Raw genomic sequence first — 15,171 nt, 5'->3', positions numbered from 1 at the left:
ATATGCTCGTTTAGCCGCCTGAATCAGTTTTCCGGATATGTTTTTTTAAGGAATGTAATGGATTGTTTGATGAGCTGTTGTAATACATCGATATCGATGTCGTTGACTTTATTAATGTACACGCACGCCTTTCCAGTAGTATGTTTGCCAAATTTAGCGAGAAGCACTTCCCTTTCATCATCACCCGGCGCGAAGTAAAGGCTCACCTTCGCTTTACGGGGTGAAAAGCCAACGAGCGGCGCGTCCCCTTCATGTCCCGTCTTATAAACATAATGATACGATCCGAAACCGATGATGCTCGGCCCCCACATTTTCGCTTCATATCCACTCGTCTCTGTAAAGATGTCCAACAAGCGATAAGCGTCCTCACGTTTTTTCGGATTATCCACCGCTTCGATGAATTCGATGACACTTGTATCCGTTTCTTTAGTCTTTTGCTCGTACATTTTTTAATCCCCTTCCCAAGAGTCTGAATGGTCCAAATGCTTGCTATTGCACGTAACATAGACTAACGTTAAAAGCATAGGGAACCCTTCATTTACCTACTACTATATAGATTGTTTGAACGGAGCGCAAAACGGAAATAAATTATCTTGACTCGGAAGTTTTTTACTCTATAATTAAAATGATTTTCTATAAAGCGGAGGGCGCTTGCTTAGCTGCGACAGGCATTAGACGAAGAGGCGAAGTGGCGCTTTTTGCCACACAGCCGCTTCGACTTATGACCCGAGCAGCTAGCGCCCGGAGCTGGATTTTGTCGATTTTGTCGAATAAAGGAGGGATATTCGGGTTGGAAAATAAGCTGAAGTTATACGGCTTTAACAACCTCACCAAAACACTTAGCTTCAACATCTATGATGTGAGCTATGCAAAAAGTGAGCGGGAACAAAAAGATTATATTGCCTATATCGATGAGCAGTATAACTCTGAACGATTGACGAACATTCTTTATCATGTTACGGAAATCATTGGAGCACATGTGTTGAACGTGAGCAAACAGGATTATGATCCGCAAGGTGCAAGTGTCACAATCCTTATAACTGAGGAAACACTGCCAGTAGCATTGATCGATGAATCCTGCAATCGCGGGGAAATCGAGATTTTGAAGACCCGAGATTCGGTTGTTGGCCATTTGGATAAAAGCCATGTCACCGTCCATACGTACCCTGAATATCACCCGGATAATTCGATCGCCACTTTCCGTGTCGATATCGAAGTGTCAACATGTGGTGAAATTTCGCCACTGAACGCTTTGGATTATCTGATTGGCAGCTTCGATTCGGATATTATCACGACTGATTACCGCGTACGCGGTTTTACCCGTGATGATAAAGGGAAGAAGTTATTTATGGACCATAAAATGACGTCAATCCAAGACTACATCGACAGTGAGACGTTGCAAAAATATGATGCTATCGATGTCAATGTATATCAATCAAATATCTTTCATACAAAACTGCTGATCAAAGACATCAATTTACAAAATTACCTTTTCAACACGGATGTATATGAAATACCTCCGAAAGAAAGGCTAAATATTACAAACAACTTACGTAAAGAGATGATTGAAATTTTCAGCGGTTCCAATATATACGAAGAGTGAGAGGACGGTGTTGGACATTCTTTCACAACAGAAAGCCCCGATCATGGAGGCTCTAAACAATTACAAAAAGATGCGGGTCGTTCCTTTTGATGTCCCCGGCCATAAACGTGGCAGAGGAAACGAGGAGCTGACCGCTTTTTTAGGTGAGAATTGCATGACGGTAGACGTCAATTCGATGAAACCGTTGGATAACCTGATCCACCCCGTTTCCGTCATCCGGGAAGCCGAAGAACTCGCAGCCGAAGCTTTCGGAGCGAAGCATGCCTTCTTCATGGTGAATGGAACGACTTCTGCCGTACAAGCGATGGTGATGACGGCATGCAAAGCGGGCGAAAAGATCATTATGCCCCGCAATGTACACCGCAGCGCCATCAATGCTTTGATTCTGAGCGGAGCTATTCCTGTCTATGTTAATCCAGGCGTGAACAATGAACTAGGAATTCCTTTAGGCATGTCCGTGAAGGAAGTGGAAAAAACAATCCTTGAGCATCCTGATGCGAAAGCGATTTTGATCAACAATCCGACGTATTATGGAATCTGTTCAAATATGCAGGCGATTACAGATCTTGCCCATCGCCACGGAATGCTCGTTCTTGTTGACGAGGCGCATGGGACACATTTTTATTTCAGTGATGACCTGCCCGCTTCCGCAATGTCAGTCGGTGCAGATATGGCTTCAGTGAGCATGCATAAATCCGGCGGTTCCTTGACCCAAAGCTCATTGCTTTTGATCAACAATGAGGTGAGCGAAGGATATACGAGGCAAATCATCAATTTGACGCAAACGACGAGCGGTTCGTATCTGCTTCTCTCCTCTCTCGATATTTCACGGAAAAATCTTGCCCTAAACGGTAAAGAAATCTTCCGGAAAGTCGGGGAAATGGCACAGTATACCCGAGATGAAATCAATAAGATTGGCGGTTACTACGCTTTTTCGGAGGAATTGAAAAACGGTGATACGATTTATGATTTTGATACGACAAAGCTATCCGTCCACACACTGGAGTTAGGATTGGCGGGCGTTGAAGTGTATGACATTCTGCGGGATGAATATGACATCCAAATCGAGTTCGGGGACATCGGGAACATTCTGGCGTACATATCAGTCGGAGACCGCCGTTTGGATCTCGAACGGCTCGTCTCTGCCCTTGCTGAGATTAAGAGACGCTATAGTCAGGATAAAAGCGGCTTGTTCGATCACGAGTATATCACTCCTCAGGTCGTCTATACGCCTCAAAAAGCGTTCTATGCACCGAAGGAGACGCTTCCGATCAATGAAAGCGCTGGCCGTATCGCGAGTGAGTTCGTCATGGCTTATCCGCCCGGCATACCAATTGTCGCACCAGGTGAACGGATCACTCCCGAGATTTTGGAATATATTCAATACTGTAAAGACAAAGGGAGCTTCATGACAGGTACAGAAGATAGCAAAATTGAATATATCAATGTGTTGAAGGAGGCCGAGCAATGAACTTATGGTTTGTGGAAAATCATTCACCGAATGTCCAATTTTCGATGAGAGTCATTGAACATCTCTACACAGGAAAAAGCGATTTCCAGAAAATCGATGTACTGCAAACTGCTGAATTCGGCCGTGTTCTTACGTTAGACGGATACGTCATGGTTACTGAAAAGGATGAATTCATTTATCATGACATGATCACACACGTACCGATGGCGACGAATCCCCGCATTAAGAAAGTGCTCGTCATCGGTGCCGGTGATGGCGGTACGATCCGTGAACTGACGAAATATGATTCGATCGAGCATATTGATATGGTCGAGATCGATGAGATGGTCGTTGATGTCTGTCGGGAGTACCTCCCTCAAACGGCAAGTAAACTCGATGATCCACGTGTACATCTCCATTTCGAGGACGGTCTGAAATTCGTCCGTTCACGAAATGATGAATATGATTTGATCATCGTTGATTCGACAGATCCATTCGGACCGGGAGAAGGCCTTTTCACAAGGGAGTTTTACGGCAACTGCTATAAGGCGCTGAATGAAGAAGGCATTCTTGTCAATCAACATGAAAGTCCTTTTTATGAGGAAGACGCTCTTGGTATGCAGCGTGCGCATAAGCGGATTATCGGGTTCTTCCCAGTGTGCGAAGTGTATCAATTACACATTCCGACGTATCCTTCAGGTCATTGGCTATTCGGTTTCGCCTCGAAAAAATATGATCCGATCAAGGATTTGGACGCAGATGCTTGGAATCAGCTCGGCTTGCAAACAAAGTATTACAACACCGACATCCACATCGGCTCATTTGCATTGCCGAACTACGTAAAGGAGCAATTGAAAGATGTTGAATAAAAATATCGAAACGTTCATCGGATGTGACAATGAATATGACGAATCAGGCATCGTCGTTTTCGGCGCCCCTTTCGATTCGACGACGTCATTCCGTCCGGGTACAAGATTCGCAAGCAAAGTGATGCGCGGCGAATCTTTCGGAATCGAGACGTATAGTCCTTATCAGGATAAAGATTTAGAGGACTTACCCGTTTATGACGGAGGAGACCTTGAGTTAAGCTTTGGTAACACGGAAAGAGCTTTAGGCCAAATCGAGGAGTATACGCGTAAAGTCGTGCAGGACGGCAAAATTCCTTGCATGATTGGCGGAGAACATTTAGTGACGCTCGGATCCGTCCGTGCTGTCGCTGATCAATATCCTGATTTGCATATTATTCAATTCGATGCCCATGCGGATTTGCGTGATCATTACCTCGACGAGAAACTATCGCACGCAACAGTCATTCATCGTGTATGGGATATCCTCGGAGACGACCGGATTTTCCAATTCGGCATCCGTTCCGGAGATCGGAGCGAGTTCCAATGGGGCAAAGATCGTGTATTCACGAATAAATTCAATTTTAATGGACTAGAAGAGGTCGTTGAAAGATTACAAGGGAAACCGGTGTATTTAACGATCGACTTGGATGTATTGGACCCTTCCGTCTTCCCTGGCACGGGAACGCCTGAAGCTGGCGGTGTCAGTTTCATGGAATTATTGCAAGCGATTTTGACAGTAAGCGGCCTTAATATTGTCGGCTGCGATGTCAATGAGCTGTCACCGATTTATGATCAAAGCGGAGTATCGACAGCGGTTGCTTGTAAAGTGCTTCGCGAACTTTTATTGGCAATACATTCTTAAAAATCATACTGGGTGGTGTTTTGATTGGGTAAAGCGTTAATCATTGGAGCAGGTGGAGTAGCAAGTGTAGTTGTGCATAAATGTGTACAAGTACCTGACGTGTTTGAAGAAATTTGCATCGCCAGCCGTACAAAATCGAAATGTGATGCATTGAAGGAAAAGCTCGACGGCGGCCGAACGAAAATCCAGACGGCGCAAGTCGACGCGGACAATGTAGATGAATTGGTTGAACTGATCAACAGCTTCAAACCGAACATCGTCATTAACGTTGCATTGCCGTACCAGGACTTGACGATTATGGATGCGTGCCTTGCAACAGGCGTCCACTATTTGGATACAGCAAACTATGAGCCTCTCGACACGGCGAAATTCGAATATAAATGGCAATGGGCGTATCGCGAGAAGTTCGAGCAAGCAGGCTTGACTGCAATCCTAGGCTGCGGCTTCGACCCAGGCGTAACTGGCGTCTTCTCTGCGTATGCACAAAAGCATTATTTCGATGAAATCCATACGATCGATATTGTGGATGCAAATGCTGGTGACCACGGCTATCCATTCGCAACGAACTTCAACCCGGAGATCAACATCCGTGAAATCACGGCAAACGGCCGCTACTGGGAAAACGGCGAGTTCATCGAAACTCCGCCACTTTCCGAAAAACGCGTATACGATCTACCTGAAATCGGTCCTAAAGATGTTTATCTTCTCTATCACGAAGAGTTGGAGTCACTTGCACAAAACATTAAAGGCATCAAGAAAATCCGTTTCTGGATGACATTCTCGGAAAAATACTTGACGCATTTGAAAGTGCTTGAAAATGTCGGCATGACTTCAATTGAGCCGATCAACTTCGAAGGACAGGAAATCGTTCCATTGCAATTCCTGAAAGCGGTTCTTCCTGACCCTGCTTCCCTCGGACCGCGCACAAAAGGAAAAACGAATATCGGTTGTATTTTCCAAGGCACAAAAGACGGCGAAGAGAAAAAGTATTATGTCTATAATGTATCCGATCACCAAGAGTGCTATCGCGAAGTAGGTTCCCAAGCGATTTCGTACACGACTGGCGTGCCTGCGATGATCGGCGCGATGCTATTCCTGAAAGGCGAATGGAAAAAACCTGGCGTGTATAACGTTGAAGAGTTCAATCCAGATCCGTTTATGGAAGCATTGAATGAATACGGTCTGCCTTGGCAGGAAGATTTCAACCCAGAGTTGATCGATTGATAGGAGGTTGCAGTAAATGAAATTGAATTTTGATCCACATGCAGTCCCCTCCCCTTCCTATGTCGTCGATGAAGGGCTGTTGATCAAAAACTTGGAATTACTGAAGTCGGTTATTGACCGGACTGGTTGCAAAATTTTATTGGCCCAAAAAGGTTTTTCGATGTTTTCAGTCTATCCACTTATCGGACAGTATTTGAACGGGGTGACTTCAAGCGGTTTATTGGAGGCGAAATTGGGATTTGAAGAAATGGGGAAAGAAGTGCACACGTACTCCCCTGCTTATGCAGAAGCTGATTTTGATGAAATCCTCTCGTATTCCGATCACCTCGTCTTCAACTCGTTCGATCAATGGAGACGTTTCAGGGACAAAGTGAAAAACTATCCGAAGCATATTGAATGCGGTATCCGGATCAATCCCGAGTACTCGGAGATTGAAGTCGATATGTATAACCCGTGCTTCACCTTTTCACGTTTCGGTGTAACGCTTGAGAACTTCGAACCAGATGAGCTGGAAGGAATAAGCGGCTTGCATTTCCATACGATGTGCGAGCAGAACTCTGATACCCTTGCAAGGACCATACAAGTTGTCGACGAAAAGTTTGGCAAGTATTTGAAAGACATGAAGTGGATCAATTTCGGCGGTGGCCATCATATTACACGTCCCGATTATGATATTGAAACACTGATCGAATCCATCCTGTTCATGAAAGAAAAGTATGGACTAGACGTCTATTTGGAACCCGGCGAAGCAATTGCACTGAACACCGGCTTCCTCGTTACGACTGTGCTTGATACGATGCATAACGGGATGCCGATTGCCATTTTGGATACTTCGGCTTCGTGCCATATGCCTGACGTTTTGGAAATGCCGTATCGACCTGAAATCGTCGGTGCTGGTATGCCTAATGAGAAAGCCATAACATATCGTTTTGGCGGACCTACATGCCTAGCGGGTGATGTCATTGGCGACTATTCATTCGATCAGCCACTGACAGCTGGCGATAAGCTTGTTTTCTGTGATATGGCCCATTACTCCATGGTGAAAAACAATACGTTCAACGGCATGGAATTGCCTGCAATCGTGTTGAATACAGTTGCAGATGGTCCGAAAGTGATCAAGGAATTCGGCTACGAGGACTTTAAAGAACGCTTATCCTAATAAAAAGGAGGCTGCCCTGTTGGACGGGGCAGCTTTTTTCCACACATTTCCAGAACCTTCTATTATTCTTCATCACTTCCGCCATCTCATGAGAATTGAAATCCTCTTCCTCATTCAGCTTATCGATAATGTTTTTATAGTCTGCTTCCTTTCGATTTTGGCTAAGTTTATAGGCGGCTTGTATTTCTTGTATCCTAATGCTAAACCCAACAATTCCTTTAATTTGATTTTTAGTTTGAGGAGAAAGTGTCTCCCACAAAACAGCACTCTCTCTATGCCGCTCATATTTTCGTAGTAATAAGGCAAGCTCTTTTTCCAATTCTTCCTCACTCATCACAGAAGCTCGTCCATATACATGAATCGCTTGGTAATTCCAAGTCGGGACATTTTCATGGTTATACCAAGAGGAGGAGATATAAGCGTGCGGCCCTTGAAAAAGCACAAGCACATTTTCATTTTCCTCAAACGTTTTCCATTGCGGATTTGCATACGCCATATGCCCCGTAATATAGAAAGCTTCTCCGTCTTTTAGTAACTGCAAAGGCAAATGAGTCGCAATCGGTTTCCCCTTTTCTGTCGTGACAAGGGTGCCAAATGAGTTTTCCTGAATGAAATCCCAAACTTCTTCAACATCAGAGACCTTAAAATACTTGGGAATAAACATAGCAATCCACCTTCCAAAATTAGTTAAGTGTTTTGGTCATAATATAATCGATTTGTTCTTCATCGCCCATATAAAAGGAATGCGCTCCAGTTTGGATAAACCCCAATTTCTTATAGAAAGCAATGGCATTTTCGTTTTTTTCCCAGACACCCAGCCAAATTTTTGTTTTATTACATTCTAATGCAATATTTGTCGCAAGTTGTAATAGATGTTTCCCAAGCCCATGTCTCTGAAAATTGTTCTTTATATAGATCCTTTCGATTTCGAGTGCCTCATCGCACATGTCTTCAGACTGGGCGTCATCGATATTGACCTTTATGTATCCAGAGATTTCATCATGGAAATAAACAAAAAAGAATTGAGAACAAGTATTGGATACTTCCTCTTCTAACTGTTTCAAGTTAAATGCCCTTTCCAAATAGGCCTTCATATTTTCGGGCGAATTTTGATCTTTAAACGTTTCGTTAAATGTTTCATAACTAATTTCTCGAAGTTTATGTAGATCCTCAAGATTACATTTTTTTATCGTTACAGCCATGCCACGTGTCACTCCTTTATATGATCAATATTCTCTCTTGTTTCCTTTTTTCACAAACTCCCAGTCTTTTTCTATATTTATTCGTATTCTTTGAAGTAGATTATAAATATCTTCTTCCTCTTTTTGCGAAAATCCTTTGAGCGCAACTTCATTGGAATGATCATGTTCTCTTAGTATAATAGGATAAATGTTTTTTCCTTTCTCCGTAGGATAGAGCTTTTTTATTTTTTTGTTCAGTTTATCCTCTTTCTTTTCTATAAAGCCATTGCTTTCAAGCTTTTTTATCGCACGAGATGCTGTTGTTCTGTCAACTTTTATCATCTCAGCTACCTTCTCTTGAATAATTCCTGGATTTTCATATATTCGCACAAGATATAAATACTGCCCTTTTGTAAGTTCATATTCTTTGAATTCGAGGTTACTAATAGAATCCAAGGCCCTTGCTATCATTCCAATTTCACGCAGAATTTCCTTCATATGTTTACTCCTTGCACAAATTTTTGTTTGCATAGATCAAACATAGTTTAATTTTATTGCATTTGCAACATAAATTCCATCGAAAATAAACTGCCATTTTGGACTGGGCAGTTTTTCACGGTACATCTGATATAAGTTCATCCAGTTTTGTCGATCCGAAAATGAGAAGTAGCAAAAAGACGAGCAGCAATACTATATTAATGAATTTCCCCGCGTCAAATTCTGTGTTGCCGAACAACCTCTTCTCCTCCTATTTCTTATACATTTGTCTACGTATCCCTTCAAACACTTCATCTAAAGTTATATCGCCATTCTGTTCTAGAAATTCCGCCATCACATTTCCTTTTTCATTATCATTAGAAGCCGATTTGAATTGGCCAAGCAATGTGACTGCTACGACAGGCTGGCCTCTGAACAACTGGACAGATTCCACTTTCAGTTTTCCTACTAGCAGAAGGGAGGCCGCTACAATTTCAAGATCTTTCCCTTTTAACAGATCGCTAATGGAATACGCTTTGTTTGCCCCTTGCTGAAATTGATCGTTCATTCGTCACCACACCCTTGGCATCCTTTGTATAGTGTATGGGAAGTAATTGGTGATTGTTCGCTATTTAGCTCATAGAAAAAAGTCTGAAACGCCGTCCGTCAAGACGGTCCCATCGTTTCAGACTTCGATTCATTTACTTATTATTCACCAAGCAATGCTTTTAGGAAGTCTTCGGATACATAGGTTTTGTTCCATTCATGTAATTCCGGAGCTGCTTCAAACTTCTGTAAGCTCTTATTGAAACCGTACGTCAATTCGCCACGCGTAATTGTGAATGAGCGATTTTCCTTTGTCAGAATAGCTCCGTTCACTTTTGGTTGAGATACTACAGTATAGCCGAGTTCTTCCGCTACTTTGCGTAAAGGAATCATCTTGACGCCATCTTTCATGTAATGGTCGTTTGCGATCATCTTCACAACGGAATTCGGAATGTCCTGAGTTTCTGGGATTTCTGGAGTTTCCTCACCCTCCTCCTCGTTTGTACCCTCATCTGTCAATGGATCAAGCGCGACGATTTTATCTGGAGGTGTTTGTGGAGGCAGACTTCTTGTTGTAATCGAATAAAACACTGCCAATTCCTTACCTGATAAATCGCCCTTGTTAATTTTTTCTCCTTGTTGGTTAACGATTGTCGTTTCTTCTCCAATGTTCAATTTCAATTCCTTGTCCAAGCTGAGGAAATCTTCATCGAACTTACCGACTTTGACGCTGCCCGGTTTTTCTTCATCGATGACGAAGAATAGTTCCGGTGTAATTTGTGCTGGATAAATCAAGATCATTGGCTTGTTTTTATCGTAATATGCTTCCACTTTCATATCCTTTTTCAAGTCGGCCGGTTGAATTTCTTCTGTAGTACCGCTATTGAATAGAAGCGTCTTGTCTTGGATACGGAAAATCGTGATGAGCCCTTCTTCATTTTCGACAGTTACCATCAGATCGTTATCCCTGTTTTCGATGTTAGTAATAACGCCAGTCGCTCGCATGAAATCCGAAGCATCCTTGACCTCTTCACTTTCCATCTGAATCACGTCCTCATTTGCCTGAACTGCAAAAGGTGTCCACGCGCTTCCTGCCAATAATGCGGTTAGTGCTACTGCTCCAATTTTTTTCATTTTCTCTCTCTCCTTCTTACAGGTATTCAATGAATTAGACGGAGCACATTGGTAAAAGTTACATTAATTTTTTAACAGAACAACTTTTTCATCTCGCCCTGCCTTCAATCCACAAATCAGGAAGAGCAGTGAACCTATCATAAATATCAACAACGGACTTTTCCATGAATCCGTGATGTCATGAAGAAATCCAAACAGCACAGGTCCGACAGCTGCTAGTAGATAGCCTGACGATTGGGCCATGCCTGATAATTCCGCGGCTTCTGTATGTGTCACCGTTCGTAGTGTGAAAAACATCATAGCCAATCCAAAGGAGGCGCCGCCGGCAATGCCGATTAAAATCATCCATAACGGAATCCACGATGTTCCTCCGGCAAGAACTCCACCATAGCCGATCAAGTACAATGCCGCTATTCCGATAACGATTATTCGCTGATCTTTCAATCTGCCTGCTAGTATCGGAATGATGAACGTCATCGGTAATTGCGATAATTGTAAAAGGGAAAACATCCAGCCGGCTTTCTCGGCTGTCATTCCATCAGATACGAGTATTTCGGGCAGCCATGCAGCTGTACAGTAAAATAGCAAAGACTGCAAGCCCATGAAAAACGTAACCGCCCAAGCAATTGGCGAACGCAATAAGGAAACGGATTTATCCCCCAATGATTTTTCCAATTGCGGTTGCAAGGATACATTGTTTTTCAGCTGCGGCAACCATAATAACAACGCCAGCATGGATAAGGCAGCCCAAATCCCTAACGCGCCTTGCCAACCGAATTCTGTATTGATCACAATCGGTGCGCTAATTCCCGAAGCAGTCGTCGCTGAAATGTTCATAGCGACCGAGTAGATTCCTGTCATTAATCCGATATGTAATGGAAAGCTCAGTTTCAACAAGGCTGGCAATAAAACATTTCCGAATGCGATGGCGACACCGATAAGGAAAGTGCCAGCGACCAAAAAGAAAATGGAACCAGCTGAGCGGATTAAAATACCGACCGTCAATAAACATAGAGATAGGAATAGAGTCAGTTCCATGCCGAATCTTTTTGAGAGCTTAGGAGCAAACGGTGATATAAAGGCGAATGCCAAAAGAGGAATTGTCGTCAAGAAGCCCGCCAGCACATTCGACATTCCCAGCCCATCCCGTATAGGACCGATAATCGGTCCCACTGAAGTTAAAGGGGAACGCAGTGTTGATGCGATAAAAATGATGCCGATAATCAATAACCAAGTTTTTTTCTCGAAGTTGAGTTTCTTTGTGGACCTATCTGTTTCCTTTAGCTTCATCTGGTCGTCTCCCTTTCGTGATAAATGCTATATGAGCATATCATAGTAGGCATTCTTTCTAAAGATGTGATGTGGTCGGACAGTTTTGCGAGAGTTTGGTGGCGTTTTGGCGCAATCTAGGAGAGTTACGCGCGAGTTCGAGGCAGTTTTGGCGTAATCTTGACGAGTTGAGACTAGTTATGCTCTTTTCGGGACTATTTACTCATTCGAAGTTTAAGAAACAATCATTGAAAAAACGGATCTCCCTAGTTCTGTGAGATCCGTTTTGTTTAGATTATACAGTCGTCGGTACAAGCAAAATCGATGTCAGGATATCAACCGCCTGATCAATTTCCTGCTCAGTCACAGTTAACGGCGGCAGCAAACGGATCACGTTGGAACCCGCTTGTACGATGAGCAGCCCCCCTTCTTCCGCCTGGCGGATGAAAGGTGCGACGTCTTCCTTGCAATCAATGCCGATGAGCAATCCTTGCCCGCGCACTTCAAATCGTTCAGTCGGCAGGTTCTCCTTCAACTTCCTAAACAAAGCATCGGATTTGCCGCTGACCTCCTTCAAGAACCCTTCCTCAAAAACATGGTCTACGACAGTTTGCGCAACCGCCACAGCGAGCGGGTTACCGCCGAATGTAGTGCCGTGGCTCCCAGGTCCGAATGCATCGAATAGATCGGCCGTTCCGAGCATCGCTCCAATCGGGAAGCCCCCTCCCAATCCTTTTGCCAGTGTTAGAATATCCGGTTTTACCTCCGCATGCTCGTATGCATAACGGGTGCCGGTCCGTCCGATACCCGTCTGCACTTCATCGACAATGCATAGAATCCCTTTCGACTGGCAAATGTCTGTAATGACCGAAGCAAATTCGGGTGCAACGGTGTGGATGCCCCCTTCTCCTTGAATTACTTCCAGCATAATGGCGGCCACGTCGTCGTCGATAGCGGCTTCCAATTTTGCAGAATCATTGAATGGCACCGTCTTGAACGTTTCAAGCATCGGACCGAATCCTTGCTTGATCTTCTCTTGACCCGTCGCTGACATCGCCCCGAATGTACGGCCATGGAATGATTGGTAGAACGTAATGATGGTCGATTTGCCCGTATGCTTTCTCGCGAGCTTGATCGCCGCTTCATTCGCTTCTGCTCCGCTATTGCAGAAGAAACCATGGGAAAAGTGCGTGTCTTTTAGTAGAGAGGCGGCGAGCTTTTCCTGCCCCGGACTCTTAAATAAATTCGATACATGCCAAAGCTTTTCGCTTTGTATCTGTATCGCCTTGACGATTGCGGGATGCGCATGACCGAGGCTGACGACAGCAATGCCGCTTGTGAAATCGAGGTACGTCTTACCGTCCGCATCTTCCACGACCGTCCCCTCGCCTTTTACGAGATGCACAGGACGCCGTGCATAATTGTTGAATAAAGCACTCAACTGAATACCTCCTCAAATCCGATTGTTGTTCCTCCTAAATGCTGATCAGCAATTTGGACGGACGGCACGCCGGCTTCCAAGCAGTCAATAGCGGCATGCACTTTCGGTATCATTCCGCCATATATATCCCCTGTTGCTATCCAATATCCTATATCAACTGGGGAGACAGCTGTTTGAATTTCATTTCTGATTTTGATTCCCGGTGTATCTGTCACAAACAGAAGGCTTTCCGCTTGAATCGCAAGGGCTACTTTGCTAGCGACTGTATCGGCATTTATATTGAGCGGCTTGCCGCAATCCGTTGCTCCAATACAAGAAACGACAGGGACGATTCCGGCGGCTAGTAACTTCTCAAGCAGACTATCATTCACATGCTGTATGTCACCGACGAATCCATATCGGTCTTCATCCAGCAATGTACACGTCAATAGCTTGCCGTCGAATCCGCTCAGTCCAATAGCATCGATGCCTGCACGATTCAACTGATGTACGAGTGATAGATTCACTTCGCTGATCAGCACATCCTTTACAATGCCGATGGACTTTTCGCAAGTGACCCGGATGCCATTGTCGATGTTCGACTCAATGGCATTTTTTCGTAACGCTGCATTGATGGAAGGCCCACCGCCATGGACGATGACGATTTTCTTGCCCTCACTTTGCATTTCGTGGAATTTCTTAAAAAAGCCGCTTTGCAACCCTTCTAGCATGCTTCCTCCAAGCTTAATGACGATCCGCTTATGATCGGTAGGAAGCATTGATTTGGACGTAGTCATATGTCAAATCGCACCCCCATGCTATTCCGTTACCGCTTCCTTTATTCAACCCGACAAAGATTTTCACTTCCGGCTGTTTTAAATAAAGAAGCAGCTCCTCTTCCGAAAAGTTTACCGGCTCACCGTCCGTTACGACTGTCGTGTCACCAATTTTAATCGTGATCCCTAACGGATCGACAGACGCACCGCTATAACCGACCGCCGCAATGACCCTCCCCCAGTTCGCGTCGCAGCCGAACACTGCCGTTTTCACAAGCGGAGACCCAACGACCGTCTTGGCGATTTTTCTCGCTTCAGCATCCGTCATCGCGCCATCCACTTCCACTTCAATGAGTTTCGTCGCCCCTTCCCCGTCTTTTGCTATCATTTTTGCAAGGTCTTGAGCGACCGCATGCAATGTTTGGATGAAGGAGTCCCAGTCTGGATGGGCGGGAGATAATGATTGATTGCCCGCCATTCCATTTGCCAGCACGAGCACCATGTCGTTTGTCGACGTATCCCCGTCGACTGTAATCGAATTGAACGTCACATCTGTTACCGATTTCAACGCTTCCTGCAAATAACCTGATTGGATGTTGGCATCAGTCGTTATGAAGCCAAGCATCGTTGCCATATTCGGTTCAATCATTCCGGAACCTTTCGCCGTCCCCGCGATGATGACCTCCTTGCCATCCACTTCCGTCCGGTATGTCGTATTTTTCGTGACGGTATCTGTCGTCAAGATCGCTTGTGAAAACTGGATGGACCCTTCAAGAGTGCTCGTCGGCTTCAGCTGCCCGATCCCTTTCAACAAAGGCTCCATATTCATTTTCTCACCGATGACGCCTGTTGACGCTACTCCGACCAAGTTCGAAGCGATGCCGAAACGCTCAGCCGTTTTCTCTTGCATCACTAGCGCATCTATCATGCCCTGTTTCCCAGTGCATGCATTCGCGTTGCCTGAATTGATGATGACCGCTTGCATATGACCGGTTTGCTGCACCACTTCCTTAGTTACTATAAGAGGAGCCGCTTGGATGGCGTTTGTCGTGAAAACCCCCGCCACACTCGCAGGCACTTCACTAAGCAAAACCGCCAAATCGTATTTCTTATGCTTCAGTCCACAATGGATGCCGACCGCTTTAAATCCTTTCGGTGTTGCAATATTTTTTCCTGAAACTCGTTTCAAATGTTGAACAGCTACCGCCATACCAATTCCTCC

17 protein-coding genes are annotated in these 15,171 nt (G+C 44.6%); 6 read left to right on the top strand and 11 right to left on the bottom strand.

Annotation, left to right across the window (positions count from 1 at the left end; translation table 11 throughout):
• Positions 1–23: 23 nt before the first annotated feature.
• On the bottom strand, positions 24–446 hold the full coding sequence (locus AWV70_RS19005; RefSeq protein WP_060210105.1) for a DUF1801 domain-containing protein: 423 nt from the start codon (positions 444–446) through the stop codon (positions 24–26).
• Between the two features lie 344 nt (positions 447–790).
• On the opposite strand from AWV70_RS19005, the gene speD reads away from it, so the two are divergent.
• From speD to nspC, 6 genes are read left to right on the top strand one after another with little or no spacing between them, the layout of a single operon-like run.
• Complete coding sequence (gene speD / locus AWV70_RS19000) at positions 791–1,603, top strand: adenosylmethionine decarboxylase (RefSeq protein ID WP_235588760.1); 813 nt, start codon at positions 791–793, stop codon at positions 1,601–1,603.
• A 43-nt stretch (positions 1,604–1,646) separates the two neighbouring features.
• Positions 1,647–3,074 carry an aminotransferase class I/II-fold pyridoxal phosphate-dependent enzyme gene (locus tag AWV70_RS18995; RefSeq protein WP_060210200.1) on the top strand — a complete coding sequence of 476 codons (1,428 nt, stop codon included), beginning with the start codon at positions 1,647–1,649 and terminating at the stop codon, positions 3,072–3,074.
• Positions 3,071–3,922 (top strand): polyamine aminopropyltransferase, encoded by an 852-nt coding sequence (gene speE, locus AWV70_RS18990; RefSeq protein WP_060210104.1) that lies wholly within the window; start codon positions 3,071–3,073, stop codon positions 3,920–3,922. Before AWV70_RS18995 ends, speE begins: the two co-directional genes overlap by 4 nt.
• Positions 3,912–4,763, top strand: a complete 852-nt coding sequence (gene speB, locus AWV70_RS18985) for an agmatinase (protein WP_201024405.1) — start codon at positions 3,912–3,914, stop codon at positions 4,761–4,763. Before speE ends, speB begins: the two co-directional genes overlap by 11 nt.
• A 24-nt stretch (positions 4,764–4,787) precedes the next feature.
• Positions 4,788–5,987, top strand: a complete 1,200-nt coding sequence (locus tag AWV70_RS18980; RefSeq protein ID WP_060210103.1) for a saccharopine dehydrogenase family protein — start codon at positions 4,788–4,790, stop codon at positions 5,985–5,987.
• A 16-nt stretch (positions 5,988–6,003) separates the two neighbouring features.
• On the top strand, positions 6,004–7,146 hold the full coding sequence (gene nspC, locus AWV70_RS18975) for a carboxynorspermidine decarboxylase (protein ID WP_060210102.1): 1,143 nt from the start codon (positions 6,004–6,006) through the stop codon (positions 7,144–7,146).
• Here the strand turns inward: nspC and AWV70_RS18970 are convergent.
• The 10 genes from AWV70_RS18970 to argJ form a co-directional block, all read right to left on the bottom strand.
• Positions 7,127–7,810, bottom strand: a complete 684-nt coding sequence (locus AWV70_RS18970) for an FMN-binding negative transcriptional regulator (protein WP_082713712.1) — start codon at positions 7,808–7,810, stop codon at positions 7,127–7,129. The two genes, nspC and AWV70_RS18970, sit on opposite strands and share 20 nt — an antisense overlap.
• A gap of 19 nt (positions 7,811–7,829) precedes the next feature.
• Positions 7,830–8,348, bottom strand: coding sequence for a GNAT family N-acetyltransferase (locus AWV70_RS18965; RefSeq protein ID WP_060210101.1), 519 nt, complete (start codon positions 8,346–8,348; stop codon positions 7,830–7,832).
• Between the two features lie 24 nt (positions 8,349–8,372).
• Complete coding sequence (locus AWV70_RS18960; protein ID WP_060210100.1) at positions 8,373–8,825, bottom strand: MarR family winged helix-turn-helix transcriptional regulator; 453 nt, start codon at positions 8,823–8,825, stop codon at positions 8,373–8,375.
• A gap of 115 nt (positions 8,826–8,940) precedes the next feature.
• Positions 8,941–9,063 carry a hypothetical protein gene (locus AWV70_RS25130; RefSeq protein ID WP_268777888.1) on the bottom strand — a complete coding sequence of 41 codons (123 nt, stop codon included), beginning with the start codon at positions 9,061–9,063 and terminating at the stop codon, positions 8,941–8,943.
• A 12-nt stretch (positions 9,064–9,075) separates the two neighbouring features.
• A complete protein-coding gene (locus AWV70_RS18955; protein ID WP_060210099.1) occupies positions 9,076–9,372 on the bottom strand; it encodes a hypothetical protein in 297 nt (98 codons plus the stop codon).
• Positions 9,373–9,512: 140 nt separating this feature from the next.
• Positions 9,513–10,484, bottom strand: a complete 972-nt coding sequence (locus AWV70_RS18950; protein ID WP_060210098.1) for a stalk domain-containing protein — start codon at positions 10,482–10,484, stop codon at positions 9,513–9,515.
• Positions 10,485–10,547: 63 nt separating this feature from the next.
• Positions 10,548–11,774, bottom strand: coding sequence for a CynX/NimT family MFS transporter (locus AWV70_RS18945; protein ID WP_060210097.1), 1,227 nt, complete (start codon positions 11,772–11,774; stop codon positions 10,548–10,550).
• 274 nt (positions 11,775–12,048) lie between these two features.
• Positions 12,049–13,194: an acetylornithine transaminase gene (locus AWV70_RS18940; protein ID WP_060210096.1), complete on the bottom strand. Its 1,146-nt coding sequence runs from the start codon at positions 13,192–13,194 to the stop codon at positions 12,049–12,051.
• A complete protein-coding gene (gene argB, locus AWV70_RS18935; protein ID WP_060210095.1) occupies positions 13,191–13,970 on the bottom strand; it encodes an acetylglutamate kinase in 780 nt (259 codons plus the stop codon). Before argB ends, AWV70_RS18940 begins: the two co-directional genes overlap by 4 nt.
• Positions 13,933–15,159, bottom strand: coding sequence for a bifunctional ornithine acetyltransferase/N-acetylglutamate synthase (argJ, locus tag AWV70_RS18930; protein WP_060210094.1), 1,227 nt, complete (start codon positions 15,157–15,159; stop codon positions 13,933–13,935). Before argJ ends, argB begins: the two co-directional genes overlap by 38 nt.
• Positions 15,160–15,171 lie beyond the last annotated feature (12 nt).

The sequence above is a fragment of the Sporosarcina koreensis genome, assembly GCF_001531445.1.
Classification (GTDB): Bacteria; Bacillota; Bacilli; order Bacillales_A; family Planococcaceae; genus Sporosarcina; species Sporosarcina koreensis_C.
The sequence above is the reverse complement of the archived record's forward strand: the minus strand, read 5'-3'. Positions and strand labels throughout refer to the sequence as shown.

What these genes read in the sequence shown, in the direction of transcription:
- argB (WP_060210095.1), bottom strand. Translation starts at nt 13,970, where the DNA reads ATGACTACGTCCAAATCAATGCTTCCTACCGATCATAAGCGGATCGTC.
- AWV70_RS18965 (WP_060210101.1), bottom strand. Translation starts at nt 8,348, where the DNA reads ATGGCTGTAACGATAAAAAAATGTAATCTTGAGGATCTACATAAACTT.
- argJ (WP_060210094.1), bottom strand. Translation starts at nt 15,159, where the DNA reads ATGGCGGTAGCTGTTCAACATTTGAAACGAGTTTCAGGAAAAAATATT.
- AWV70_RS18945 (WP_060210097.1), bottom strand. Translation starts at nt 11,774, where the DNA reads ATGAAGCTAAAGGAAACAGATAGGTCCACAAAGAAACTCAACTTCGAG.
- AWV70_RS18960 (WP_060210100.1), bottom strand. Translation starts at nt 8,825, where the DNA reads ATGAAGGAAATTCTGCGTGAAATTGGAATGATAGCAAGGGCCTTGGAT.
- speE (WP_060210104.1), top strand. Translation starts at nt 3,071, where the DNA reads ATGAACTTATGGTTTGTGGAAAATCATTCACCGAATGTCCAATTTTCG.
- AWV70_RS18970 (WP_082713712.1), bottom strand. Translation starts at nt 7,810, where the DNA reads ATGTTTATTCCCAAGTATTTTAAGGTCTCTGATGTTGAAGAAGTTTGG.
- AWV70_RS18950 (WP_060210098.1), bottom strand. Translation starts at nt 10,484, where the DNA reads ATGAAAAAAATTGGAGCAGTAGCACTAACCGCATTATTGGCAGGAAGC.
- AWV70_RS19005 (WP_060210105.1), bottom strand. Translation starts at nt 446, where the DNA reads ATGTACGAGCAAAAGACTAAAGAAACGGATACAAGTGTCATCGAATTC.
- speB (WP_201024405.1), top strand. Translation starts at nt 3,912, where the DNA reads ATGTTGAATAAAAATATCGAAACGTTCATCGGATGTGACAATGAATAT.
- nspC (WP_060210102.1), top strand. Translation starts at nt 6,004, where the DNA reads ATGAAATTGAATTTTGATCCACATGCAGTCCCCTCCCCTTCCTATGTC.
- AWV70_RS18995 (WP_060210200.1), top strand. Translation starts at nt 1,647, where the DNA reads ATGGAGGCTCTAAACAATTACAAAAAGATGCGGGTCGTTCCTTTTGAT.
- AWV70_RS18955 (WP_060210099.1), bottom strand. Translation starts at nt 9,372, where the DNA reads ATGAACGATCAATTTCAGCAAGGGGCAAACAAAGCGTATTCCATTAGC.